Origin of the sequence: Paenibacillus sp. NPDC058174, from assembly GCF_042883865.1 — a bacterium.
Taxonomy (GTDB): domain Bacteria; phylum Bacillota; class Bacilli; order Paenibacillales; family Paenibacillaceae; genus Pristimantibacillus.
On record NZ_JBHVUY010000004.1, the window covers coordinates 445,175 to 470,031 of the forward strand.

Annotated in this window: 20 protein-coding genes; 8 read left to right on the forward strand and 12 right to left on the reverse strand. The window is 48.9% G+C overall.

The genetic code is table 11. The features are described 5' to 3' along the window. Positions 1-302 precede the first annotated feature (302 nt). From ACFVVF_RS21180 to ACFVVF_RS21200, 5 genes are all read right to left on the reverse strand, one after another. Positions 303-1,847 carry an HD domain-containing phosphohydrolase gene (locus ACFVVF_RS21180; protein ID WP_387813946.1) on the reverse strand — a complete coding sequence of 515 codons (1,545 nt, stop codon included), beginning with the start codon at positions 1,845-1,847 and terminating at the stop codon, positions 303-305. Positions 1,848-2,053: 206 nt separating this feature from the next. Beyond that, positions 2,054-2,458 (reverse strand): RidA family protein, encoded by a 405-nt coding sequence (locus ACFVVF_RS21185; protein WP_387813948.1) that lies wholly within the window; start codon positions 2,456-2,458, stop codon positions 2,054-2,056. 324 nt (positions 2,459-2,782) lie between these two features. After that, positions 2,783-4,021: an S-layer homology domain-containing protein gene (locus ACFVVF_RS21190; RefSeq protein WP_387813950.1), complete on the reverse strand. Its 1,239-nt coding sequence runs from the start codon at positions 4,019-4,021 to the stop codon at positions 2,783-2,785. Between the two features lie 177 nt (positions 4,022-4,198). Next, positions 4,199-5,188, reverse strand: a complete 990-nt coding sequence (locus tag ACFVVF_RS21195; RefSeq protein WP_387813953.1) for a sensor domain-containing diguanylate cyclase — start codon at positions 5,186-5,188, stop codon at positions 4,199-4,201. Between the two features lie 18 nt (positions 5,189-5,206). Next, positions 5,207-6,016 carry an alpha/beta fold hydrolase gene (locus ACFVVF_RS21200; protein ID WP_387813954.1) on the reverse strand — a complete coding sequence of 270 codons (810 nt, stop codon included), beginning with the start codon at positions 6,014-6,016 and terminating at the stop codon, positions 5,207-5,209. 375 nt (positions 6,017-6,391) lie between these two features. On the opposite strand from ACFVVF_RS21200, the gene ACFVVF_RS21205 reads away from it, so the two are divergent. Continuing rightward, on the forward strand, positions 6,392-9,451 hold the full coding sequence (locus ACFVVF_RS21205) for a carboxypeptidase regulatory-like domain-containing protein (RefSeq protein WP_387813956.1): 3,060 nt from the start codon (positions 6,392-6,394) through the stop codon (positions 9,449-9,451). A gap of 543 nt (positions 9,452-9,994) precedes the next feature. Here ACFVVF_RS21205 and ACFVVF_RS21210 read toward each other — a convergent pair. Next, on the reverse strand, positions 9,995-10,588 hold the full coding sequence (locus ACFVVF_RS21210; protein ID WP_387813958.1) for a GNAT family N-acetyltransferase: 594 nt from the start codon (positions 10,586-10,588) through the stop codon (positions 9,995-9,997). Between the two features lie 127 nt (positions 10,589-10,715). On the opposite strand from ACFVVF_RS21210, the gene ACFVVF_RS21215 reads away from it, so the two are divergent. After that, entirely contained in the window at positions 10,716-11,126 is a 411-nt protein-coding gene (locus ACFVVF_RS21215) for a GNAT family N-acetyltransferase (RefSeq protein ID WP_387813960.1), read from the forward strand. A 78-nt stretch (positions 11,127-11,204) separates the two neighbouring features. Here ACFVVF_RS21215 and ACFVVF_RS21220 read toward each other — a convergent pair whose 3' ends face one another. Both ACFVVF_RS21220 and ACFVVF_RS21225 read right to left on the reverse strand, forming a co-directional pair. Beyond that, the gene (locus tag ACFVVF_RS21220) at positions 11,205-12,143 is read right to left on the reverse strand and encodes an aldo/keto reductase (RefSeq protein WP_387813962.1); all 939 of its coding nucleotides are present in this window, start codon (positions 12,141-12,143) and stop codon (positions 11,205-11,207) included. Between the two features lie 69 nt (positions 12,144-12,212). Next, positions 12,213-13,217, reverse strand: coding sequence for a Gfo/Idh/MocA family protein (locus ACFVVF_RS21225; RefSeq protein WP_387813964.1), 1,005 nt, complete (start codon positions 13,215-13,217; stop codon positions 12,213-12,215). 123 nt (positions 13,218-13,340) lie between these two features. Between ACFVVF_RS21225 and ACFVVF_RS21230 the strand changes: the two genes are divergently transcribed. The 6 genes from ACFVVF_RS21230 to ACFVVF_RS21255 all read left to right on the forward strand — a co-directional run bounded on the left by ACFVVF_RS21230 (position 13,341) and on the right by ACFVVF_RS21255 (position 20,724). Further along, positions 13,341-14,192: a helix-turn-helix transcriptional regulator gene (locus ACFVVF_RS21230; RefSeq protein ID WP_387813966.1), complete on the forward strand. Its 852-nt coding sequence runs from the start codon at positions 13,341-13,343 to the stop codon at positions 14,190-14,192. A gap of 108 nt (positions 14,193-14,300) precedes the next feature. Next, positions 14,301-15,941 carry an ABC transporter substrate-binding protein gene (locus ACFVVF_RS21235; protein ID WP_387813968.1) on the forward strand — a complete coding sequence of 547 codons (1,641 nt, stop codon included), beginning with the start codon at positions 14,301-14,303 and terminating at the stop codon, positions 15,939-15,941. A 162-nt stretch (positions 15,942-16,103) separates the two neighbouring features. After that, positions 16,104-17,108: a FecCD family ABC transporter permease gene (locus ACFVVF_RS21240; protein WP_387814300.1), complete on the forward strand. Its 1,005-nt coding sequence runs from the start codon at positions 16,104-16,106 to the stop codon at positions 17,106-17,108. Beyond that, a complete protein-coding gene (locus ACFVVF_RS21245; RefSeq protein ID WP_387813970.1) occupies positions 17,109-18,128 on the forward strand; it encodes a FecCD family ABC transporter permease in 1,020 nt (339 codons plus the stop codon). A 27-nt stretch (positions 18,129-18,155) separates the two neighbouring features. Beyond that, positions 18,156-19,094 (forward strand): ABC transporter substrate-binding protein, encoded by a 939-nt coding sequence (locus ACFVVF_RS21250; RefSeq protein WP_387814302.1) that lies wholly within the window; start codon positions 18,156-18,158, stop codon positions 19,092-19,094. Between the two features lie 991 nt (positions 19,095-20,085). Then, positions 20,086-20,724 carry an HD domain-containing protein gene (locus ACFVVF_RS21255; protein ID WP_188888734.1) on the forward strand — a complete coding sequence of 213 codons (639 nt, stop codon included), beginning with the start codon at positions 20,086-20,088 and terminating at the stop codon, positions 20,722-20,724. A 101-nt stretch (positions 20,725-20,825) separates the two neighbouring features. On the opposite strand, the gene ACFVVF_RS21260 is transcribed toward ACFVVF_RS21255, so the two are convergent. The 4 genes from ACFVVF_RS21260 to ACFVVF_RS21275 form a co-directional block, all read right to left on the reverse strand. Then, positions 20,826-22,067: a hypothetical protein gene (locus ACFVVF_RS21260; RefSeq protein ID WP_387813972.1), complete on the reverse strand. Its 1,242-nt coding sequence runs from the start codon at positions 22,065-22,067 to the stop codon at positions 20,826-20,828. A 130-nt stretch (positions 22,068-22,197) separates the two neighbouring features. Next, entirely contained in the window at positions 22,198-23,187 is a 990-nt protein-coding gene (locus tag ACFVVF_RS21265; RefSeq protein WP_387813974.1) for an ABC transporter ATP-binding protein, read from the reverse strand. Positions 23,188-23,208: 21 nt separating this feature from the next. Then, positions 23,209-24,027, reverse strand: coding sequence for an ABC transporter permease (locus ACFVVF_RS21270; RefSeq protein WP_387813976.1), 819 nt, complete (start codon positions 24,025-24,027; stop codon positions 23,209-23,211). Positions 24,028-24,037: 10 nt separating this feature from the next. After that, positions 24,038-24,835, reverse strand: a complete 798-nt coding sequence (locus ACFVVF_RS21275) for an ABC transporter permease (RefSeq protein ID WP_387813978.1) — start codon at positions 24,833-24,835, stop codon at positions 24,038-24,040. Positions 24,836-24,857 lie beyond the last annotated feature (22 nt).

Sequence of the window (24,857 nt, forward strand, 5' to 3'; positions counted from 1 at the left end):
TGCATTTTGATTGGCCGAAAAGCCTCTTTTTCATGAAATGGAGCGATTTCAAATGCACTTTTGCATTTTGACCGCTAGATTCGGCCTTTTAGGGCTAATCTGCATGCACTTTTACATTTTGTAGCTTCATTAATTACCGAAGTGCTGTCATAAGGGGGATTTGCCATTGTGACAAGCCACGCGAACATTGAGATGTTAGCCCAATGTCTCTCTGCATATCGTGTGAGCGGAGGCTAGTTCTCTTCAACTGGAAAAAACCTTCGCTTTCCTCAAATAGGGAGGCGAAGGCTTTCTGTTTGCTTTTACAGGCTGTCTGAAGCTGCTGCTTGCTTAAGCGCGACGAAACGAGCGGTTAGCTCGGGATCCCATTGGGTGCCGCGTCCATCTTCCAGAATGGAGAGCGCCCGCTCGCGTGACATCCCCCTCCGGTAGGGGCGGTCGGAGGTCATCGCGTCGTAGGCGTCCGCAATGGCGATAATACGTCCAATTAGAGGAATGTTTTCACCAGATAGACCATCCGGATAACCCTTGCCATCATAGCGCTCATGGTGGGAGCGGATGCCGGGAAGGAGGTCTGCCATCGCATCGGCAGGCTCGATTTGCTTCAATATTTTTTCTCCCAGCACGGGATGCTGCTTGATCTGATCGAATTCTTCATCGGTCAGCTTGCCTTCTTTGAGCAGGACGGCGTCCCGCACGCCGATCTTGCCGATATCATGCAGCAAAGCGGATCGATATAAGATTTGCAGCTGGTTTTTTTCCCAGCCCGCCAGCTCGCCGATCTGCATAGAGTAGCGTGCGACGCGCTCGGAATGACCGGCCGTATAAGCATCTCTGGCGTCCAGCGCGGCAGCGAGTGTGAAGAAATAGCTTTGCAGCAGCTGATTGTTGCGCTCTTCGCGTTCTTTTAACCCCGTGACCATATGATTAAAGCCTGCAACGAGCTTGGAAAATTCGTCCGAGTAAATGTCGTCTGCGCGAGTATTCAAATTGCCAGCCTGCACGCTGCTCATGGCAGTCTGAATTGTATGTATCGGATCTTGGATGTTGCGGGACAGCAGCGAAGCTCCCAGGATGGAGAAGGATATGCCGATTATCAAAATAATGACGGCCCATTGCCAGTACGTTCCGTTACCTGCGCCTATCGTTCCGTCAAGACGGATTTGGGAGGCCAAGGTGAACAGAATCAATGGAAGTGTACCGATCAGAAATGCGCCTAGCTGGAACTTGGTCCGTATGGACACCAGCATCTCGCCGCCTAACGACAGATCCTGTCCATATAGCTCCATATGGCGGGTGCGGATATAAGAAACGACAGGACGAATGGCGGTCGTTGTCAGAAAAAATTCAATCATCGCATGCATGCTGGCGACCATTAACGCTCCGGCCCCTGCAATCAATAGATAGTGGTAGGGGATGGATACTAGCTCCAACCGGATCAACAGAAGGCATAGAATAATAGCCGGGAATGACATCCCCAGAAAATGAGGTCCAAACGTCCGTTTGACGGAAAGAATGGGGAACCGGTGAGTTTGCCGGTAAGCGGCCTTCAATTGCTCAGAAGTTGGCGTACCCGTTTGGAAAATCACACGAATCGGCTGCAGATGCCGATTGAACACGGAGATTTCGCATAGGAGCATAATGGTAAGAGAAGCAAGAAGTACACCGCTTAGCAGCCCGAGCTGCTGCATCGGTATGCTTAAGGTGTTGAATAGAATGACGCCTCCGAAGCCTAGCACGGCTACTGTTGATCCAAATAAATAGTTGCGCAGCAGCTGCTTGAAGAAGGATGCATACAAGGGATGTGATTTAACGGCACCGTGCCGTATTGCGTTCATAGTGTTCATGACATGCGTCCTCTTTTCAGGGCAAATGCTGAGAGATTATGGTTATCTACAGTGTACTGTGCATGCAGGGGGATGTACATTCAAAACTATGGAACAGCCGAATAATTTATACAGCAGCTATTAAAGAAAAAAAGAGCCTTCGGACTATTGTTCCGAGGCTCTTCCTTGGTAGAGGAATAATCCTCTACATATTAGTATGTGTGAGATCAGCCAGCAGCCCAGACATCCAGCTCGATTTTCAGCTTGGGCAGGCCCAGTGCTGTAATATAAGCGACCGTCATGGATGGCGGGGTAGGGCCGAATACACGGTTCCAAATGTCATAAAAGTGGTCCCAGTGGATTTCTTGAGTGGCCCAAATATTCACTTTAACGACATGATCGGGCGTTAAATTTTGCGAAGCAAGAATTTGTACAATATTGTCCATCGCGTAGGTAACCTGCTCATTGAAATCATCGGGTATAACATTATTGGGATCGATGCCGATTTGACCAGAAAAAACGTACATCTCGGCGTCTCTGCTTATTTTGGTAACATGGCTGTAGCTGCCTACAGGCTTGGCCAGGCTTTCTGGGTTGTATCGTTGAACGGTCGTATGTGCTGAATTTGTCATGTAGTAACGTCTCCTTATCGATTAGGAAGCACACAACGGCAGTGCCGCTATGATTCCACTGCATTTTTGTAGTTTTCATTCTTTTTTGGACAGACCTATCCCGTCGAAATGAATTCTAGAAAAAAAACAGCGGTAGAGTACCCGATGCCAGCAGATAGAAAAGCAATAGATCTCTTTTTCATCAGGTAGTCCTCCTTCATAAGATAAGCAGCGTACATAGCAAGGTTACCATCCATAGAATGGGATGTCCAATTTAGCAGTCGTTTTGTTCGTTGTTTATTGTTTTTATGCAATTTTTCTTAGTAGGCTGGTCTAGATGATTTATTACGGTTCCAATGAACTAGACGCATAGGCAACAGTAGAGGCGAATATGAATTTGACGGCAAGGCTGTCGTGATCGAAAGCAAAAGAAAGTACATACTTGTTTTCAAAGCCCGAAGATTGGTTGGCAGAGGAGTAATAGTCAATTGGTGTGAACGATCCGTCTGCGTTTTTTGAATAATAATAGCTTGCCAATCCTCTATCCATATATCCGAACGTTCCGTACTGCCCTAAAACGTCAATTAACGTGCTCTCGCCTACAATAATTCCTCTATTTGTACGCAAGCGCGGGCTTGTATGTGAGACCTCTTCGTCATCATCCTCTAAATATTTGGCAAACCACGCGTCCAGTTGACCCTTTTTATTGAAGTGGGCAGAGAAATCCGGATAACGATATAGTGAGAACATATCCTTTTCATTAGAAATTCCAAAAAGATCATCGATAGATTGCTTGGAAACTCCCCAATTCACGGCCGGGAATGGATCGGCTCCCAGCAGATTGAAATCTTCGCTTTCAAGTGGGACTTCACTGAAATCCGGTAAGGTTCCTATCGCTGAAGCTGGCAGAGAAGGAAGCAAATGAGGATCACTGGGAGCTTCCGGCCGTACTTGGATGGACAGCATGCCTCTAAGCGCAAGCTGCCGAATCCACTGGAGCGCCTCTGCTCGGGTAAAGGTATCGTCACCATGAAAGTCGTTTGGGGTTTTGGCGCTGCTGTTCGCCATTCCGTATCCGATCAAATAGGCTATAGCGTCTTCGCCGTTATAATGAACCCCGTTGGCAGAGCTAATGATCTCTGCAGCGTGCAGTTTGGTAATGGGCTCCGCTCTAAGCTTCTGATCTGACGCACCTTGAGTAGCATGATTGAAGTAAGTTGTTACTCGATAAGGGCCTTCGGTCCAATCAGTGCCGGGTTTCGGTCTGGTTGCCGTTGGTATAGCGATACCGAAGGCTCTATACAGCATTTTAAGAAATTCAGCTTCGGTAACGAGTTGATCGGGTTTATAGCTGAGGTCTGGATATCCGTCAATGATATGCTCTAGTTCAGCCCATTGGAACAGACGCTCTGCAGGATGGTTTGTAATATCCGTTTCCGGAACATATACGAAAACCTCATCGTCGTCGTCATCCTCCTCCTCAATCACGCTTTGGTTGAGTGGCTCGGCATAGGCGGCCGAAGCGCTGAATAAACAGGTAATTACAATGAAAAATACGGCAATACGCAGATGCTTCTTCACCATGAGACTACGTTCATCCTTTCAATTAACTAAAGTTATTTCCTATTTATTGAATGACTACCATTTCTGTATCGGCTAATGATTATCTTTAATAGATAGTGAAGTGCTTCTTATAACGGTAAAAAAACATAAAAAACAGCCGCTCCTCTATGCAGGAACGGCTGTTTAATCCGTAGCACGTCAGTCTTGGGCAGGCACCAGATGATTGGAGTGAGTCACCCGATTCCGGCCGCTGCTCTTGGAGACATAAAGGGCTGTGTCCGCCTGATGGAGCAGCGTTTCATCATTGTCTCCGGGGCCAACCGTCGAAGCGCCAATGCTTACAGTAATCGTATGTTCGCCGCATGGAGAGCTAGCGATTACAGACCGGTATTGCTCAGCAGTCAAAATGGCATCTTCCTCACGGGTACTCGGAAGAATGATGACGAACTCTTCGCCCCCAAAACGCGCGATGATGTCCGTGTCACGGGCCATCGACTTCAGCAGCCTCGCCAAATGGACAAGCACGGCATCGCCGGCCGGATGCCCGAACGTATCATTGATGCGCTTGAAATGATCAATATCGATAATGAGCAGCGAGAACGGCTTCCCGGTTTCCCGGAAGGACAGAAGCAGAGCCAGCAGGCTGACTTGGAAAAACCGACGGTTATGCAATCCGGTCAGCGGATCGGTGGAGGCCATCGTTTCGAGCTGCAGATTGATTCGCATCAACTCCTGCTGCTTAACCTCGTATTCTTCATGCAAAGCTTCAAGTTTATGATTGGCCTCGTTAGTAGCCTGATACAGCTCCTCTAGCTTTGTTTTCGTCCGAAGAATATCACGCTCATGTTCGATCCGCTTGCGCATCACGACGGCAACGCAATCCATAACAGTCTGTCCGTCGCGTTGGTGGCGAACTCCGTTCAGAAGGACAGGTAAATCCTGCTGTGAATTCGTTCGGAGCGAGAAGTACATCTCGTTGACATGGCCATGCATCTGAATGTAAGGATAAAAATAGGTATGGAAAAAAAGCTTGTTCGTCACCGACATTACGGATTCAATATGCCGGCCCAGCAATTCATGACGTTCATAAAGCAGCATATCCAGCAAGGTTTGATTCACGGTTAGTATGATGCCGCTGTCCGAAATGGAGAAGTAGCCGCAGGGAGCTGTATCTAATTGAATATCCATATGCCGATCCTCCAGATGCTACTTGCTTGCCAAATAAGCTTTGATGAGCTGAGTCGTCTCCTCAGGATGACTTAGCTGAGGGTAATGGCCCTTTGCCGTCATTTGTTGGAGCGTACTGTTTTTAAGATGAGCGTGCAAATATTGCCCGACTTCCACCGGGGCGATGCTATCCTGTGAGCATTGTAGAATAAGCGTCGGAACCGTTGCTTCTGGAAGGCTGCTTCTGCAGTCGGACAGAAAGGTCACTTCGGCAAACTGACGGGCAATACGCGGATCCCTGGAGCAGAAGCTTTGCTCCAATTCCTCTGTGAGCTCCTGACGCTCCGGATTTTGCATGACGATAGGCGCCAGATAGCTGGCCCAGCCGATAAAATTCAGCTGCATCATCGTCAGCAGCTCTTCGATATCGCTTTTTTCGAAGCCTCCATAGTAGTCGGGGAGGTCGTTCATATAGCGCGGCGATGGCCCGATCATGACGATGCGCTCGAAATAATCGGAGCCGCCGCGGATAGACGCGAGCAGGCCGATCATGCTGCTGACGGAATGCCCGACGAAAATGACATTTTTCAACGCCATCGCATCCAAAATCTCAAGCACATCTTGCGCATAGCCTTGCAAATTACTATATTTTACAGGATCATAATCATTAATTTGAGATTGTCCGGAGCCTACATAATCGAATAATACAACCTTGTAGTCGTCTATAAAGTTAGGAACGATATAGCGCCACATCGTTTGATCGCATCCAAAGCCATGCGCGAACACAATCGTTTTCGCACCTGTTCCTATCACGTTTACGTTATTGCGTACGAGGATGTTCTCGGTCATATGTATCTCCTTTTTAACCATGTGAATGTAGTAGATGAAATATTAATAAGCATATTTCTTATTTGTATTATATCGGAAAAGCTCGAAATTGGGAGAATCATCTTGTCGATTTGTTGGAAAATCATAAAAATAAATACGCATACATGCTAGAAAGTTGCAATTTTATGCTTTAGATGACAAAATTACTGCTCGATCAGCATGATAGCTAATTAACGTAAAACTTTGTTTCTATTCAATTCGGAAATGTCATTTCAATATGTTTACAATTATAGTAGAATGTAATATTGAATAATTTGCTAATGTTATAGTTCGAAAAGATTATTGCATAGGCCAATTATCCTGGTTTAAAAACTAAAAAAATTCGGAGGTAACAATATGAGACTGAAGTTCAAAAAAACTTCAAAAAAAGTATTTGTTTCTATGCTTACTTTAGTGGCTCTTCTAGTTTCTTTATTTAGCAGTAGCACGGTAACGGCAGCTCCAACTTCTGATACGGGGACGGTTACGGGGGTTATTAAAGATCTGGCAACCTACGATATCCTCAGCGATGTTACAGTTAAAATATTGTTGTCCAGCAGTGATGGAATATACAGAGAAGAAATAGGTTCGACTGTTACCGATATTAACGGCGTGTATACATTCAACAATGTACCTGCGGGCAAGTTCTATTTGAAATTTGTGAAAGAGGGATATGTATCCTTAAATGTAGCTCCTACTGGTAATACGGTAACTGCGGGCGCAGTCGTTACAGTCTCGCCATTCTTCATGAAACACTCTCTTATAGATGGTATAGTGAAAAATTCACAAGGAGCTGAACTCGGCGGTGTTGATATTCAAGTAACGGGTCAGCCGTATTTCACGGTTACACCTGAAGCTTCAGGATATTTTCATTTTTCAAATGTTCAATATGGAACATATACGTTGACCATTTCAAAACCTGGATACCAGACTCTGGTATCAGAAAGTTTTACAGTGTCTCCAGGTCAAGGCGCAAGTGCCTCATTAGGGATTATCACGCTTCTAGCTGATGGTGAGACATCTCCCCCTCCTAAGACAGTTGTCGAATTAATTGCGAATCGGCAGTCTATTGAGGTTGAGGCTGGTCAACTGGCATCGGTCTATATCACTGCTCATTATAGCAATGGTTCATATGCTGATGTGACGTCACTTGTAAGATGGACTTCTTCTAACCCTGCAATCGTACATGTAACTAATTACGGTGGAGTCTTTGGACTGCAAAAAGGAAGTGCAAATATAACTGCTGCGCTTGATGGCAAGGAAGTATCGATTCCCGTCGTTGTGACAGCAAGACCTGTGCCTGTAGCAACGGGAACCGTAACAGGGCTTGTTAATGACTTGGCAACCAATACTCCCCTAAGTGGAGTTGCAGTGAGACTCTTCTATGGGGCAATTGAAGTCGGTTCAACTGTCACTGATTCGGCTGGTAAATATACGTTCAACAATGTACCCGAAGGAACAATCTTTTTGATGCTTAGAAAAGATAATTATGTTCCGGTAAATTGGATGACTGATAAGATGTCCGTAAACGATGAGATCTTGACTATTGAACCGTATAACATGGCATTCTCTCAAATCACTGGTAAGATCACGGACAAATGGGGTTTTGAAATCGGAGGCGTTACGGTAAACGTTACAGGTACTGAATATCAATTGACTACATCAGAAGACTCAGGTTTTTTTAAGCTGGAGAATGTGCCACTTGGAACGTATACGCTGACTGTTACCAAGGAAGGGTATGAACCTTTGGTTACAGAAAATTTTTCAGTTACTAGAGGTCAGTCTACTACTCCGAGCGATCTCGTTCTTGTAAAAGAGGGAGAAATGGATCCCAAGACAGTTCTCTTTTTGACAGCCAATCCGAGTCAACTGGAGCTCCAAGTAGGTCAAACGGCAACGGCAGCGATTAGGGCTTTCTATATTACTGCAACCTATGGTGATGTGACATCAAAGGTTAGCTGGACCTCCTCGAATTCTTCGATTGCGAAGGTCTCTAGTACTGGCGTAATTGTTGGAGTGAGTGAAGGGGAAGGAGTTATAACAGCAACACTGGAAGATGGAAAAGTTGTGGACGATGGAGCTAGAACCATCTCTATTCCGGTTGTTGTAACAAAGGCAGCTGAATCACAGAAGACTGGCTCCGTAAAAGGGAAGATTAGAGATTTGGCAACGAGAGAGGGATTATCCGGTGCTTCGGTAAGTATTTATATTGGTGAATATCCTGGTACACTGTTTGAAACGGTAGTAACTGATGATAATGGCGTATTTGTAAGCGAAAATGTGCCTGCGGGAATATTCCATTTATCTGTAGAGAAAGCGGGTTATGTTTCATTTCATACTACACCAGATAACAATGTGGTTAACGAGAATGAAGTGACGTTAATACCGGATTTTAATGTTTTTTATTCACAAGTATTAGGAACAGTTCAGAATGAGAGTAATGAAGCAATAGACAATGCTATTGTTAGAGTTAACGGAACAGATACTGTTACGACAACCTTACCGCGTAGCGGCATTTTCTCTCTCATTAATATCCCGGATGGTACGTACACGTTAACGATTACAAAGCCGGGCTATAAAGATCTGACTACGGATCAATTCACTGTGGAGAAAGGCAATTCCTACAATCTGAACATACTTCGCATGGTTGCTGCAGGAAGCGGCGGCGGTAACAATGGCGGAGGCAACGGCGGCGGTCCTGGCGGTGGCGGAGGTGGCACTGGCGGCGGTATGCCGCCAGTAGCGACACCAAGTCCAAGTCCAAGCCCGACACCAACGCCAACGCAGAAGCCAGAAAAGCCTGCTCTTGATGAGAAGCTTGTCAAAGCAGAAGCGGTGAAAGAAAAGGTGAAAACAGCTGTTGACGCCGACTCCACGATATCATTCTCAGACGTGAAGGCGAATAGCTGGAGCGCCTCTGCAATCGAACTGGCTGCCAAAATCGGTTTTGTCAGCGGCTATGAGGATGGTACCTTCCAAGGGGATGCAAGTGTAACAAGAGCCGAGTTTGCGAGTATGCTGGTCAAGGCACTGGGAATCGAGTCCACGGGAGATGCTTCTTTTGAAGATACCCAAGGTCACTGGGCAGCAAGCGCAATTAATGCGCTGAAAGTCAATGGCATTATTGGCGGTTACAAGGATGGTTCATTCAAACCAAACAATGAGATCACCCGAGCAGAAATGGTTGCTATCCTCTCGAAGGTATTGCAGCTGGGTGAGGCCACAGGCGATTCCAAGTTTAAAGATGTAACAGGAAGCTGGGCGGAAGCCCAGATCAACCAGCTTGCAGAAGCCGGAATCATCAGCGGAAAAAGCGATGGCAAGTTTGATCCGAATGCAACAGCCACTCGTGCAGAGTCGGTCGTTATGATTCTCCGTTTGTTGAATGTTACGTTGGATCTCGGTCTCAAGCTGTAGCAACATCCGTTAAACAAAATTAGCGTCAACCTAAAAAAGCCGCTTAGCACATGCTGAGCGGCCTATTCTTTTCAGTAACCTGCGTGCTGTGGATGATCATCTCTAGCTAATCCTAAACTCGCAAATAGAATTGACGAATTGAGCGGAACTCTCAGGCTGACTTCAAGCGCGTCAATCCACGGAGTAAAGCGACCAATCGGAAGTGGCAGATCGGAAGAGATAATGCTCCACAGGCTGTCTCTCCAGGCCAATTAAGAAACAAAATGTAAAAGTGCATGCTGATTAGTCTTAAAAGGTCCAAAATAGCGTTCAAAATGCAAAAGTGCATTTGAAATCCACGAATTTCGCGCTATAGCCGCTTTTTAGGTCGATCAACTGCACTTTTGCATTTTGATGCGACGAATCGTCGAAAAAGCGGCTGACAACCTGCAGATTTACATTTTGATAGGGAAAGGGGAAAGGCAAAAGGCAAAAGGTGAATAGCAGGACAGTTAAGTCAGGTACTGGAGGCATTTATCTGAAATGCGAGTACAGTCAACTGGGCTATTGCTCGTACTGCGCCAGCATCGCTTCCAGCCTTGCTTTAACTCCCGGCCATTCTTCATCCGTAATACTGTACATGACGGTATCCCGCACATAGCCGTCGTGGAGAATGCGGTGATTGCGAAGAATACCTTCTTTGACGGCGCCAAGACGTTCGATGGCCGCTTGGGATTGAAGGTTGCGAAGGTCAGTTTTTATCTGCACGCGCAGCATATGGAGGTGTTCAAAGGCTTGGCGCAGCAATAAGTATTTGCACTCCGTGTTAACGCGGGTACGCCAGACGGAAGGGTTCAGCCACGTACTGCCAATCTCCAGACCGCGATGCTCTGCGGACAGATCGAATAAACGGGTGCTTCCGACGATTTTTTGTTCTGTATGATCCCAGATGACATAAGGAATGCAGGTGCCCGCAGCTTCCTCTTGTTTGGCTTTGTCAATGAAATGCTGCACGTCGTCAAGCGTTTGGAGAGGCTTCATGTAAAGAGACCAGTCTGCCATACCGTGTGCCGCTTCAAGCAAAGGCCAGGCATGGTGCTCGTCCATTCGCAGCAAATCGACTCGTTTTCCTTGTAGCCGCAAAGTATCTGTAGCCATCCGTATACACCTCTTGTTTTATATCGTTAATGAACAGTATAGAAGCGAGTGACCGTCAGCAAAAAGATCCAATTTCTTTTATTTTCAGTAAACCAGTTTAAGAAGCGGAAATGGAGACGCATAGCCGATGATAATAGAGCAGGCCACTATGGCGGATTATGATTATATTTTGGAGAGAGACAGACATTTGCTCCAGCATTTAATTGAAACCAAAATCAATGCCCAAGAAATATATATGCTTCGCAGCAAGGAAGGCAATAGCTTCGGATGGCTGAGATACGGCTATTTCTGGGACAATACGCCTTTTATGAATATGCTCTGGCTCGACGATGAATTCCGGGGGCAGGGGCTAGGCAAGCAAGCCGTTCTGTTCTGGGAAGAGGAAATGAAGCGGAATGGCCATAAGTTCGTGATGACATCGACACTGGCCAATGAAGAAGCGCAGCATTTCTACCGGAAGCTTGGCTACAAGGATGCCGGATGTCTGTTGCTGGAGAACGAGCCGCTTGAAATTATATTAACGAAGAACATCTCTTAATATTCATAATAAAAAAAGGTCAATAGAGATGCCGGCATTCGCCTAGCCTCCTCTATTGACCTTTTGCAGCTCCTGCTGTTACTTGCTATCCGATGACAGATCCAGCCACTCCAGCTCTTCCTTGGTCAACACAATCTGTGACCCCTCATCGCAAGAGCGAAGCTCTTCCAGCGATTGGGCGCCAATCAGGGCGCTGGTCGGGAAAGGCTGGTTCAGCACGTATGCCAGCGCAATTTGAATGGCTGATACGTTCTTGCGCTCACCCAGCTGCTTGGCCCGTTCAAGACGCTCCCAGTTGTCTTCGCTGTAGAAGACACGGACCAAATCTTCGTTCGACCGATCCTCTGGCGAGAATCTTCCGGTGAAGAAGCCTCTGGCCTGGGAAGACCATGAGAACAAAGGAATCTGGTTCGCCTCATGCCAAGCACAGGTCTCTTCGTCGGCGGAGATGCAGCCGGCCCAGAAAGGCTCATTGGCTTTCGCCAAGCTGAGGTTGGGGCTGCTGAAGGAGAAGCCGACTAAGCCGTTGGCAGCAGCATATTCATTGGCTTCCTGAATCCGCTGCCAGCTCCAGTTGGATACGCCGATCGCTCTCACCGCCCCAGATGCGATATGCTCGTTCAGTGCTTCAATGACTTCACCTGCAGGGACGGAGGGATCATCGCGGTGCAGCGCATACATATCGACATAGTCGAATTGCAGACGCTCCAGGCTGTCCTTCAAGTCGCTGCGGATCGCTTCGCGGCTGACGCGCGGGCCGTTCTGGTCATGATGCGCGCCTTTGGTCAGTACAACCCACTGCTCCCGGTTGCCCCTTTCCTTCATATATCGGCCGATCACTTCCTCACTTTGCCCGCCGCAATAAATATGAGCGGTATCAATGGAATTGCCTCCGATTGCAAAGAAAGCATCCAAATTCGCTGCCGCTTTGTCGTAAGCGCTATGATAGAAATAGTCAGAGCCCTTCATCAGGCGCGACACCGGTTTATCGAGTCCTTGTACATGTAAATAATCCATAGCCATGCTAGCCTCCTCGTTAAATATTACTCCCGTTAAATAGTTGCGATTATGTCTATTTGCTAGCGCTTACGGTTTCAGTACGACTCTTGTCCGTTCACGTGCGGACAGCAAGCAGGCGTCAATGACTCTCATATTGAGAATGGCGTCGGAAGCAGGGAACGGCAGCGGCGTACCTTCTGTAATAGAGCGGGCAATATGATCGGCTTGTGCGGTATAGGCATTCACATAAGGAACTTCGATTTCTTTGCGTTCTCCGTTTGCGTTCAAATAAATGGTGCCGCTCTCTTGCGATGGAGTTACGAAAGCAGAAGGAATCTCGATGATGCCATCGCTGCCCAGCACTTCGAGCGGGTTGCGGAAGGCAGACCACATGCCGCAGTCGAAGGTCAGTGATACGTTTCCTTCGAATTCGAGCAGGCCGGAAGCCATCATGTCGACATCATCATGCTCAGGCGAGAACTGGGCGTTCACCGTAACGGCTTCGGGTTCTTTGCCGAGCAGCAACCGAGCCGCGCTAATAGGGTAGCAGCCGACATCATAGATCGAGCCGCCGCCCCATTCTTTGCGGTAGCGGACATTCGCTGCATCCTTGGCATTGTTGAACGTAAAGGCGCCGCTTATGCCCCGCACATCGCCGATAGCGCCAGAGGCGATCAAATCTTTTATTGTCTGATAGCGAGGGTGATAACGGTACATGAAAGCTTCGGCAAGCAGAACACCTGCTTTGTCGGCGGCTTCGACCATTTCTGCCGCTTCGCTTTCTGTTAAAGCGAGCGGTTTTTCGCATAAAATATGCTTGCCTGCTTCCGCCGCCCGAATGGCCCATTCCTTGTGCAAATGGTTCGGCAGCGGAATATAGATCACGTCGATTGAAGGATCGGCAAGAAGCGCCTCGTAGCTGTCGTATGCGACTGGAATTTGCATTTCCTCGGCTGTCCGTTTTGCTTTATCTCCATCGCGGCTTGCGATAGCTGCTGCCTCATTCAATTCCGATAATTGCAGTCCCGGAATAACGGCTCCCTTTGCAATTCCGGCACAACCCAAAATGCCCCATTTCAACTTTTTGCTCATGATTCACCCTCGCTTTGTTTGTTGGTTTATGATTATATTGCGATTATAGGCGATGCGAATTAAAATTAAAATAATATTATTTTGCCTCCCATTAAAAGAATATTGTCATTGAGGTGTTTGAAGATGCAGCGTCATAGCTTATTGCTTACGTTACCTGCGATGCCATACTTTTGCTTCCCGGAATCGGTTGGTCAATATCGCGAAAATCCGGAGCATACCGTATCGAGGGAAGCGGGGGCGCTTAACAATTTCAATATTCATTACGTCGTTTCCGGAAAAGGATTTGTGGAGCTGGACGGAGTCATTCACGAACTGCGCGCAGGAGAAGCGGTGCTGTATTTCCCGCTGCAGAAGCAGCGGTATTACAGCAGCCAAGATGAGCCGTGGGATGTCCGCTGGCTGCACTTCTATGGAGGTAGCGGACTCCGCGATTATTTACTGGAGCAGGGCTTTCACAAAAGCCCGCTGTGGACGCTTCGGCAGCCTGCCCTTGTCGTGCAGGCTCATGAAGAACTGCTGACGGAAGCTGAGACGCATCGCATGCTTCATCCCAGTCGTCTGTCCCTGCTCACGTACGCGGTTCTAACTGCATTCGTCGAACAGGCTGCCGTGCTCAATCGGGGCAAGGCGGCTACCTCTGCCGACCGGATTATGGAGCTTCTTCCTCTGATGCAGCAAGAAGCATGCCAACCCTTTATTTTGGATGAATGGGCAGATAAGCTTGGCGTTACGACGTATCACTTCTGCAAGCTGTTCAAGAGTGCGACGCGGATGACGCCGATGGCATTCATTACCCGCTGCCGCTTGCAGGCGGCAAAGCAATGGCTGCTGGAGCGGGATGATGTTACGATCGGGCAAATTGCAGAGGAGGCCGGATACCCCAGTGTGAGCTATTTCAACAAACGATTCATGGAGCATGAAGGGATGACGCCTACAGCTTACCGCAGATTGTATGCGATACGGGGCAGCCTTTAGCGGCAGGGAGACGATCTATTGCAGGAGAGCTCCGCGTTGACTACAATGAAAAAATAATTACGCGGGCGGCATAAGGCTGCGCTGGCTGGACAAGGGGACGCGGATAACATGAATGCCGAGCAGTTTTTGAACGACACGATATTTGAGCTAATAGAAGCTCGAAATTCCGATAGACGACCCGATTGGGCGAGCGGCAGTCTGCCACTAGAGCATCATGCCCTTTTATATGTGGCGAAGGGGGATGCCTTTATTCAAGTGGATGGGATTGAAGCCAGACTGGAAAGCAATACGCTTCATGTGTTTGCGCCTGGAACCCTTCTTGAATTCCGGCAAGAACCGATTGTACAAGTCGAGTTAAGCTGGCTGACCTTCGATATTTTCCGTTTAAACGGGCGTCTGCAGCAGAAGGATGCAGGCCGGTTTTTCATTAGGGAGACTGCATTCCCGCTGCAAGGGCAAATTCTCTCCAGCACCCATCTGTTCAAAAGGTATTTCTATTTGCTGGCGGCCGAAGGCAAGCGCATGCAGGCGCATAACCGTTTCCAAGCCCAGCAGTATTTGCATGACTTGCTGAGAGGCATTTTGCAGCAGGCCGCACCGGTAGCGATGAACGATATCGAGGAGCGGTTGAAGCAGGCGATCCACTATATGCAAAGCCATTATCGTGAAGAAATTCGGGTAGACAAGCTTGCCAGTCTGGCAGACCTGCATCCGACTTATTTTTCCCAGCTATTTAAGCGGCGTTTGGGTAAAACCCCGGTTTCCTTCCTTACCCATCTCCGTGTGAATAAAGCCAAAGAAATGATGCTTCAGACCGGCAGGTCGATACGTGAAATTGCCCAGGATGTCGGCTATAGCGATGAATTTTATTTCAGCCGCCGTTTTAAGGAGATCAGCGGTTATCCGCCGGCTTTATTTGCCAGCAGCAAAAATGTGCGGATCGTCTCGCTGTCATATCCCTATACCGACCACTTGCTAACCCTTGGCATTATGCCTTGCGCAGCGCAGCTTCATGCTTATTTGCCGGACTTGGAGCAATCGCTTCGCTTGCCGCGGCATGGTACTGAATTGTGGGAAATTAGCCGTGATACATTCGCGGAAGTGAAGCCGGACTTGATCTTGTGCAAGGATAATGTTCACGGGAAAGCGCTGGAAAACGTGAATGATATTGCCCCTGTCATCGCCATTCCATGGACGACGAAGGATATCTATGCCCATTTGACCGCCATTGCGGAGCTCGTTGACCGGAAGCAGGCTGCTGAAGCATGGATAGCTGAGCATAAAAGCAAGGCCGAACAGCTTCGCCGCAAGCTTGAAGGAAAGCTTGCTGTTGCGGGTCCGACCGTCGCGGTATGCAGCGTGCGCGCCAAAGGACTTCGCATGTACGGATCGCGAAATATCGGACATGTCTTTTACCGGTCGCTGGGGTTTCAGCCGCCGCAGCGAATTCAGGAGCAGTTGAGTCTCTATGCTGAAGGGACAGGCTTTAATTGGACGGGCATCGCACCGCATGAGATCGGAGATTATGAAGCTGATTATTTGTTAGTTGCAGCGGAGACGAGCGAGGATCGTGAGCGGGTACAGCAATGGATCGTCTCGGAGCCAGCTTGGGCTGCGCATCCTGCAGTCAAGAATGGTCGTGTTTTTGTAGTGGATTGGGACAAGTGGATTCTCTATTCGCCGCAAATGATCAATTGGCAGCTGGAAGAGGCGTATTTACTGCTGTCAGGTGAGGCATCCTTACGATAAGGAGAATAAATCCATATGGAATAGAGCCGGAAATCTTGGAATTGTCCATGAAGGAAGCTTGGAATATGTCATGGACGGAGGAAGAGGGACGGTTATAATTAGATAATGATAATGATTATCAATATTATCTTTAAGAAATGGAGGCATCCTCGCGCGAAGCAGATGAACGGGAATAAAAAATGGCAAATAAGTCTATGGTTTGCGGCTGCAATTGCGGCCTTATTGCTCTCCATGTTTCTGGCGGTCTCCTATGGTGCTAAAGAGCTGACATTGCGGACGGTATGGTCCGCGATTTTTCACTATAACAAAGAAGATACGGCGCATCAGATTGTTCATGTGCTAAGGCTGCCCCGCGTCCTCGGCGCGGTGTTAACGGGAATGGCTTTTGCCGTGGCAGGTGCATTGATGCAAGGAGTTACGCGGAATCCGATGGCGGATACCGGTATTCTTGGCGTGAATGCAGGGGCGGCGTTTGTCGTCGCGCTTTCCTTTGCGCTATTGCCGGGTCTTGCCTATGGAAAGTTGATGATTTTATCTTTTACTGGAGCGGCCTTAAGCACGTTAATTATTGTCGCACTCAGCTCCGCCACTCGGGGCGGGCTGACTTCATTGAAGCTTACGATCGCCGGAGCGGTCGTCGCTGCTATCCTGCATTCATTAAGCAGCGGCGTCGCGATCTATTATGACCTGAGCCAGGATTTGGCCTTCTGGTATGCAGGAGGTGTGGCAGGGGTCAGATGGGAGCATTTGCAGTGGCTCGCGCCTGTTGTACTGCTCACGATTGGCGGCTCTATGGCAATGGGAAGGTCGATTACTTCCATGGCCTTCGGCGAGGAGACGGCTGCGGGTCTTGGCGTTCGCGTCGGGCGGATCCGTTTTTTCGGAATGGCGGCTGCAGTTGTGCTTGCCGGCTCCTCGGTAGCAGTCGCAGGGTCGATCAGCTTTGTTGGCCTCGTTATCCCTCATATGGCTCGCCGTTTAGTTGGCGTAGATTATCGGATCACAATTCCGTTCGCCGCTTTGCTTGGCGCTATCCTGCTGGTCTGGGCAGATTTCGCTTCGCGAATGGTTCACCCGCCGCGTGAATTCGCAATTGGCGGCATGGTGGCGATGGTAGGCGTTCCTTTCTTTCTCTACCTGGCTCGCAAGGAAAGGAGGGAGCTGTAGATGGACCGGATTCAAGCCAACCGGCTTCGGAATGCTTTATGGGCGTCCTTCACGCTTCTCTTATTAGCGATTGCAGTCGTGACCATCGCCCTCAATACAGGATCAATTCGTTTGTCGCCGTCAGAGGTCTGGAATACGTTATGGGGCAATGGGACGAGTGAGCAGGTGCTGATTTTATTCGAATATCGTCTGCCTCGCATTGTCATTACCGCATTGGCGGGAATGGGGCTTGGTGTAGCCGGTGCCGTGCTGCAAGGCGTATCGCGGAATGCACTGGCTGACCCCGGAATTTTCGGACTGCATGCGGGCGCAGCTTTTGGCCTCATCGTGTTCGTTTCTTTCTTTAGGACGATGGAGGGACCAGCAGCGCTGCTCATTCCGATCTTTACCTTCGCAGGCGGCGTAGTGACGGCCGTCATCATTTTTCTGTTTGCTTATGACCGGTTTAAAGGACTGCTGCCGATCCGGCTTATATTGGTTGGCATCGCCGTTGAGGCGGGAATTAGCGCTTTTACGCTGTTTCTTTCCTTGCGGCTGGACGAGGATACCTATTCCTTCACTGCGCGATGGCTGGCGGGAAGCGTCTGGGGCAGGGAATGGATTCATGTCTGGACACTGCTTCCTTGGATCGTGCTGCTGATCCCCTTCCTCTATAGCCAGTCGAAGAAGCTGGATCTGTTTGCACTGGGGGATGAGCTCGCTTCGGGAATCGGCAGCCGAGTCACCCGCAATCGGATTGTGATGCTGGCCGCAGCAGTAGCCTTGTCTTGCGCAAGCGTTGCGATGGCAGGCGGGATAGGCTTTATCGGGCTGGTTGCGCCACATATTGCCAGACGGCTGGCCGGGCCGCAGCATCGTTATTTTTTGCCGGTAGCCGCCCTTACAGGGCTTGTTATTCTAGTCACGGCGGACACGATTGGCCGGTCTATTTTGCAGCCTGTTGCAATACCGGCGGGAATCGTCGTTGCGATGGTAGGCGGACCGTACTTTTTGTATATGCTGTTTAAAACGAAATTTTAGAGAAGATGGAACAGGAGATGGATGAAGTTGAAAAAAGGTTTGTTTATGCTAACGGTCGTTATGCTCGTCATATTGCTCTCTGCATGCGGACAAGCAGCTAATAAAGGTACAGGCTCGAAAGAAGGTTCAAATACGAATACCAGCGGGGTCGAGCAAACGGGGCAATACGGCGATGCGAAAATCGCTTCCATGTCAATACATATTACGAACAACTTGCTTGCACTCGGCATTAAGCCGATCGGCTCGGTTATTGGCGGCGACGTCAAGGATTTTCTCCCCCATGTAAAAGATCGTCTGGAGGGCGCAGCGAAATATGGTGTCGTAACTGATCCCGACATGGAAGCCGTTCTGGCGTCGAAGCCGGATGTCATTTTTATCGATGAAGTATATACGGGCGAAGATGTGGGCAAATTTGAAAAAATCGCTCCGACGGTCAGCATCAATATGGACGAGGGAACCTGGCGTGATCATTTGCGAAGAATTGCCGAGCAAGTAGGCAAGCAAGCGGAAGCTGAGAAGTTTATTGCCGACTACGAGACCAAAGCTGCTAATGTAAGCACAATGATTCACGAAAAACTTGGCGCCGATGCCAAAGTGATGGCGATCCGGATGACGGCGAAGGAGCTGCGCGTCATGGGCATGAAGCGTCCGCTAGGACCGATTATGTTTGAAGATCTGAAGCTTGCGCCAGCTGCTGGTGTAGAAAAAATCGTCGATAAACCATACGCTGTCATCTCGCATGAGGTGCTGCCGGACTTCGACGCGGATGCAATCTTTGTCATTATAAGCAAAGGCAATGAAGCCAAAGCCAACTTCGATGAATTGGCCAAAAATCCGATCTGGCAAAATCTAAAAGCCGTTAAGAATCAGCATGTCTATGTGCTCGACGGGCAAAAGTGGCTGGACTACTCCTCCATCGGCCATTTCATGGCGCTGGAAGACGCGGAAAAGCTGTTTGCTAAGTAACTTTTAGGGAAGCTGGTGCTAATCGTCGCAGTATGGGTCTGTGACGACTGTACGAGCAGCTAGTTAAGATGCGATATGCGCCTTCTGCATCTGCAGAAGGCGCATATCGCTTTTCACAGCTCCAAGCTGTGAGATTGGCTCACGCATGCAATTCCATCCGCCGGCCTTTATGGCTACATGAACATCAAAATGCAAAAGTGCATGTTGATCAGCCTTAAAATGTCCAAATCATCGCTCAAAATGCAAAAGTACATTTGAAATCCTTCTATTTCACGCTATAGCGCCTTTTCGAGCCAATCAAACTGCATATTTGCATTTTGAAGCGAAAAATTGCCGAAAAAGCGGCTAATAACCTGCACATTTACATTTTGTTGTTCCCAGTAAGTGGTGTGACGTTACAGGATAGAGTGACGGCCGACCAATCGTACTGTTGTTTCAGCAGGTAGTAGATTAGCGGAGCGGTGTGGTGGTGCAGGATAGGATAATGGTTGACTCATTCGATAGTCGTTGCTAATGTAGCAGGCATCAAATAGCGTATTTTTGCTTTCTTGCACGAGATTGATGCGAGTGCCAATGAGGTCGGTCGTAGTGTCATCAAGAGTGAGGTATAGCTGCGATCGTCTTGTTTGGTATCTGAACTGAACCTTCTTGCTCTGAGACGATGCACGGCTGAGGGGGGAGAGCGGAGCGTTTTGAGTTCAGGATGCTTTTTTGAAGATTCTAGCCATTTATCATCATGTAGCGATGAGGCAAATGGAATCAAGAATAGCAGCATGAACCAAAATGCGCAGCGATCCCGTATACAGCTCGTCACTACAGCAGGGCTCTAACCGGGTCCTGTTTTTTCACTTCCATATCATCGATGTAATCTATCATTACAATAGAAACAATAATATTTACTTATAACACCCTCCGGATTATACTTTGTTCATCAAGCAGCAACACTAAGATTAACGAGCTACACCATTTGAAATCTAGGGAGGAAATTGCAATGACTACTACTATCGCCGATATTAAAATCCCGGACAGCAAGCTGGCGCTGGGCGCCGCTGAACTGCTTCGCGAGCACGGAAATGACCTGCTCTGGAACCATTCGCACCGCGTCTATTTGTTTGGAGCCCTGCAGGGTGCTAACAACGGAGTGAAATATGACAGCGAGCTGCTGTACATTAGCGCTTTGTTTCACGATCTCGGCCTGACGAAACATTACAGCAGCCCGGACAAGCGTTTCGAGGTGGACGGTGCGAACGCTGCGCGCGATTATTTGCGGAGCCACGGCGTTCCTGAGGAATCGTCCCGTCTCGTCTGGGATGCGATTGCACTGCATACCACAATTGGCGTAGCGCAATACAAAGAACCTGAGGTGGCCTTGATCTACTCTGGCGTCGGTTATGACGTCATGGGCGAAAACTTCGAAAGCCTGACCGAAGAAGTGCGCGGGCAAGTGGTCACTGCCTATCCGCGTAACGGATTTAAGAACAAAATTTTGCCTGCTTTCCTGGAAGGCTTCAAGCATAAGCCGGAGACGACGTTCGGCAATATTAAAGCGGATGTATGCGCGATGCTACTGCCTGGCTTCAAGCCAACTAACTTCTGCGAATGTGTCCTGCACTCGCCTTGGAAAGAGTAATCCCAATTAACGAACGATAGTTAACAAAAAGCCAGTACCAAGGATGTGAACTGTAGTACAGTTCACTACCGGTACTGGCTTTTTCGCGTCAGCGGATCAAATTAACGTTTAAAGTAAATGCGCGGTGCGCCGTAAGTGGCAATCGAGTTGGAGAACGGTGCCGCTGAGGTACTCTTGATAAGCTCCAAGCCGCCCCATTTGGAGACGATCTCCGTCGGATTGCCGCTTGCATCCCAGTTCGTTACCTTTGCAAAATGATAATTCGTGTAATAAATCGCATCCGGGAAGGCGATTGGCGTCATCGATGACGTTGAATAGCTAATGCCAGGGCGGGAAACGTGAGCACCCTGCTTTTTCATAAAGTTGATGATATCAGCATCATTGCCCTGCTGCGGGGATCCCGTGTAAGAGGTATCCGAAATATCTGCAACAAAATGATAGCACGTAAATGCGCTCGTCGCAGCACCTGCAAAGCTGTTATCCGTAGGCGAGTTGTAATACCATGTGGAGTCGTTGCGCTGGTAGTAGTTGTAATCCATCTCCGTTACGTAGATGGGCTGAGAGGCAACGACGACAGATGCGCCGCGAATATCGTTAGGGTAGGTCGCCGTTATTTTGAGCGTAGGCTTCTGCGCGTTTCGGGTGTCATAGTGCTCGTTGAACGTATAGTCCAGCTTATAACGGCCGATTGTACCGGGAACATAGGACAAATTGCCGAGTACGGTCGTGCCGGTGCTTGTTGTGACGGAAGCGACAACGGAGGTTGGTGTACCCTCTACATAAGTATCAATGGTATGCGTGCTGCCTCTGAGCAGATAGGACGAACCCAATCCAGCGAAATATCCGGAAGTGTAGGAGAAGGAACCGGGGCTGTAAATCCTCACTTCGCCGGGAGTGACTGCGCTAACCTCCAGCTGAGAGAGATTCAGGTTGGAAGTTCCCCCCGAGAAGTCATACATGTAGATATAGTAGTCCCCGTCCAAATAATTGGAATAGGAGCCAAAGCTGCTTAGCTGCTGCTCGTACATGGATTGACCGTCTGGAAAGTCGGGGGTGATTTTGGCGATGGCAAAATAAAAGGTGGTGCTGCCGGAGCTTCTAAATTTATAGCGGTATTTGTCAAAATGAAGCTTGAACCTTTTCTCATAGCTGTTGTAACGGTTAGGTGAATGAGGTGTATACGAGCTGCCATTGAACGTCTCTGATCCGGTGTAGCGGGTGAAGAGAGTGGAGCCGCTGTAATACGAAATTTCCCCGGGAAGCGCGAACCCGAGTGCCGGAAGCGAACTGAACCCCAGCAGCATTGCCATTAACAGAACACCTCTTCGTAACCATTTCATCATAATGCCTCCTTTGAAGGACAAGTGGTGAATCACTTACAGAATATACTAATTAATGGCAGATGAATAGCGGCTCTATGAAATAAAAAGACAGCCCTATTGTTCAAGAGAATAATAGGGCTGCCGGATAATGCTAGACAGCGGACGTCGTTTTATACACTTCGCGGATTGCGTCTTCAATATCCGGTTCCTTTACGCTTAAATCCTGAATCGGCAGCTTCTGCGACAGATCGGAGATCAGCTCCGCGGCAGATATCCGTTTCTTTTCGAACTGATACCAGATTTTCAGCCCATCCTGCTTGATGATGGTTGCAGACGGATGAACGAGATCCTCGCAAGGCTGCTTCAGCTCAACGACAAGCAGACGGTATGGCGCCAGCTTGTGAATGATGGAATCGATAGGACCATCCTCGACGATTTTGCCATGGTTGACCACAACGAGACGGTTGCACAGCTGCTCTACATCATCCAGATCATGGGTCGTCAAGATGACGGTTACGCCGCGGGTCCGGTTAATTTCTTTGATGAAATTGCGGATGGCATGCTTCGCATCGGCATCAAGACCAATGGTTGGCTCATCGAGAAACAGCACCGACGGCGCATGCAGCATGGCCGCTGCCAGATCGCCTCGCATCCGCTGTCCGAGCGACAGCTGGCGTACGGGTGTATCGATAAATTCATCGAGCTTCAGCACATCTCTCAGAATAGCAAGTGTCTCCTCGTAAGCCGCCATCTCGATCTGATAAATCCGTCTCAGCAGCTCAAAGGATTCGCCCAGCCGCAGATCCCAATACAGCTGCGTCCGTTGACCGAAGACGACGCCGAGCTTGCGAACGACTGACTTGCGGTCCGCTTGCGGCGATATGCCGCATACTTTAATCGAACCTGAGGTCGGATGGAGGATGCCGGTCAGCATCTTGATCGTTGTACTTTTCCCTGCGCCGTTTGGCCCGATATAACCGACGATTTCTCCTTTTCCGATTGAGAAGCTAATGCCGTCCACGCCGTTCACCAATGTTTTCTGAGGGAAGAGCAGGCTCTTGAGCGAGCCTCTTAGGCCGCTTTCTTTCTTCGTAATCGTATATTCTTTCACTAGATTATTAACCTCGATAACGGTTTCCATGCCAGATCACTCCCTACTTGTCTAAGAGCCAGCGCTCTCGTAATTTTTCATTCCGATTCTGAAAATCCAATGCGCCAGCAGGAAGCAAGCCAGACCGATAATAGGCGTCCATAATGCCAAACTGAGCGGCAGCTGCACCATACCGCTATCCTTGCCGAGAAACTCGACTGCGGGATAGAAGCTGATGAACCCGATCGGAATCAGGAAGGTGAACAACGCTTGCAGCACAAAGGGATAGATGCTAAGCGGGTACATCGTGGCGCGCTCCAGCATGGAGAGAGCGAAGCCGACCATCGAGCCGTTTCGTTTCGTCCAGAAGGCAATAGTGCCCAGACTGATAAACAGCGCAGCACGCAGCAGGACGCCTCCCAGCAAGACAAGCACCAGCTTCACAATATTGAAGAACGACCACTCGAAGCCGACGAGCTGACAGCCGTACAGAAAGATAATGATGCCGGGAATACAATCAATTAATCCGATAAAATTGACATAGCTAGCGACGAGCTGGAAGAACACATTCATCGGGCGCAGCAGCAGACGGTCGAAGCCGCCGTTAATGACCATATTGTCGATATGCCAGGTGTTGATGAAAAAGACGACGAATATGCCGTGGCTGACTAGTGCGAGCCCATACAGAAAGGTAAGCTCGGGAAAGTCCCAGCCGTTAAGCGGTTGAAAACGGTCGACGATAATTTTGAGCATCCATATTCCGGAGAAATATTGAATCGGAATCATGAGCAGCCAGCTGAACAGGAACAGCGGATATTCCAGCTGCCGCTGTACGGCGAGGCGTGCGAAGCAGGATGCGACGGATACATAGTGCCGGATTGATGACATCATGGCTGCTGTCTCATCCTCCCTGAATTAAAGTTTTTTTCTTCGTACGCTTCCAGCCTGCCGCAAGCAGAAGGAACAGAAGAAAGACCCATACGGCTTGAACGGCCAATGCCGTCAGAGCTTCCTTCGTTCCTATGTTGCCGATGTAAATGCCAAGCGGCGTCTGGTAGGTATACTGAAACGGCAGATACTTGGAGACTGTCTGGACGCTTTCAGGGAAAAACCAGAGCGGCACGATGCTGCCCGACAAGACGCGCACGATACTGTCCTTGACCATCCCCATGTTGCCAAGCTCCATCACCCAGAATGCGATTAGGCCAACCAAGGCGCTTAGCAGCCATAGAATGCCGTAGCTAAGCAGGCAGCTGGGGATGAAGAGCAGGAAGTTCAGGAAGGATGAGGGCCATGGTATTCCGAAAAATAGCGATGCGAATACGATGAGCGGAAGCGCTTTATTAGCCAGCGAACTGAGGCTGCCCCCGATATCGTCGGCCAAATAACAGGCGAGCAGCGGGATCGGGCGATAGAAATCGGTGACGATTTGACCCTCTCTGATTTTGTAATAGATCGTGTCCTGAACATCGCATACGAACATCGATGAGAGAATAATCGATAGAATCGTATAGGTAGTCAGATCTTGCAGGCTAAGCGACTGGACTTGTCCGATACCGCCTCCGTAAGCAGTCTGCCATAGGAAGACAGACGCCAGCATAATGATCAGGTTAGTGCCGACAGAAGTGAATACCTCAAACCGGTAAGCCAGATTGGTGAGCATTCTCATCTTTGTTATGTACCAATAGGCCTGTAGCATGTTGAACCCCCTTGAAATGTAC

Coding starts and splice junctions, on each gene's coding strand:
- ACFVVF_RS21180 (WP_387813946.1), bottom strand. CDS start 1,847: ATGAACACTATGAACGCAATACGGCACGGTGCCGTTAAATCACATCCC.
- ACFVVF_RS21185 (WP_387813948.1), bottom strand. CDS start 2,458: ATGACAAATTCAGCACATACGACCGTTCAACGATACAACCCAGAAAGC.
- ACFVVF_RS21190 (WP_387813950.1), bottom strand. CDS start 4,021: ATGGTGAAGAAGCATCTGCGTATTGCCGTATTTTTCATTGTAATTACC.
- ACFVVF_RS21195 (WP_387813953.1), bottom strand. CDS start 5,188: ATGGATATTCAATTAGATACAGCTCCCTGCGGCTACTTCTCCATTTCG.
- ACFVVF_RS21200 (WP_387813954.1), bottom strand. CDS start 6,016: ATGACCGAGAACATCCTCGTACGCAATAACGTAAACGTGATAGGAACA.
- ACFVVF_RS21205 (WP_387813956.1), top strand. CDS start 6,392: ATGAGACTGAAGTTCAAAAAAACTTCAAAAAAAGTATTTGTTTCTATG.
- ACFVVF_RS21210 (WP_387813958.1), bottom strand. CDS start 10,588: ATGGCTACAGATACTTTGCGGCTACAAGGAAAACGAGTCGATTTGCTG.
- ACFVVF_RS21215 (WP_387813960.1), top strand. CDS start 10,716: ATGATAATAGAGCAGGCCACTATGGCGGATTATGATTATATTTTGGAG.
- ACFVVF_RS21220 (WP_387813962.1), bottom strand. CDS start 12,143: ATGGATTATTTACATGTACAAGGACTCGATAAACCGGTGTCGCGCCTG.
- ACFVVF_RS21225 (WP_387813964.1), bottom strand. CDS start 13,217: ATGAGCAAAAAGTTGAAATGGGGCATTTTGGGTTGTGCCGGAATTGCA.
- ACFVVF_RS21230 (WP_387813966.1), top strand. CDS start 13,341: ATGCAGCGTCATAGCTTATTGCTTACGTTACCTGCGATGCCATACTTT.
- ACFVVF_RS21235 (WP_387813968.1), top strand. CDS start 14,301: ATGAATGCCGAGCAGTTTTTGAACGACACGATATTTGAGCTAATAGAA.
- ACFVVF_RS21240 (WP_387814300.1), top strand. CDS start 16,104: ATGAACGGGAATAAAAAATGGCAAATAAGTCTATGGTTTGCGGCTGCA.
- ACFVVF_RS21245 (WP_387813970.1), top strand. CDS start 17,109: ATGGACCGGATTCAAGCCAACCGGCTTCGGAATGCTTTATGGGCGTCC.
- ACFVVF_RS21255 (WP_188888734.1), top strand. CDS start 20,086: ATGACTACTACTATCGCCGATATTAAAATCCCGGACAGCAAGCTGGCG.
- ACFVVF_RS21260 (WP_387813972.1), bottom strand. CDS start 22,067: ATGATGAAATGGTTACGAAGAGGTGTTCTGTTAATGGCAATGCTGCTG.
- ACFVVF_RS21265 (WP_387813974.1), bottom strand. CDS start 23,187: ATGGAAACCGTTATCGAGGTTAATAATCTAGTGAAAGAATATACGATT.
- ACFVVF_RS21270 (WP_387813976.1), bottom strand. CDS start 24,027: ATGATGTCATCAATCCGGCACTATGTATCCGTCGCATCCTGCTTCGCA.
- ACFVVF_RS21275 (WP_387813978.1), bottom strand. CDS start 24,835: ATGCTACAGGCCTATTGGTACATAACAAAGATGAGAATGCTCACCAAT.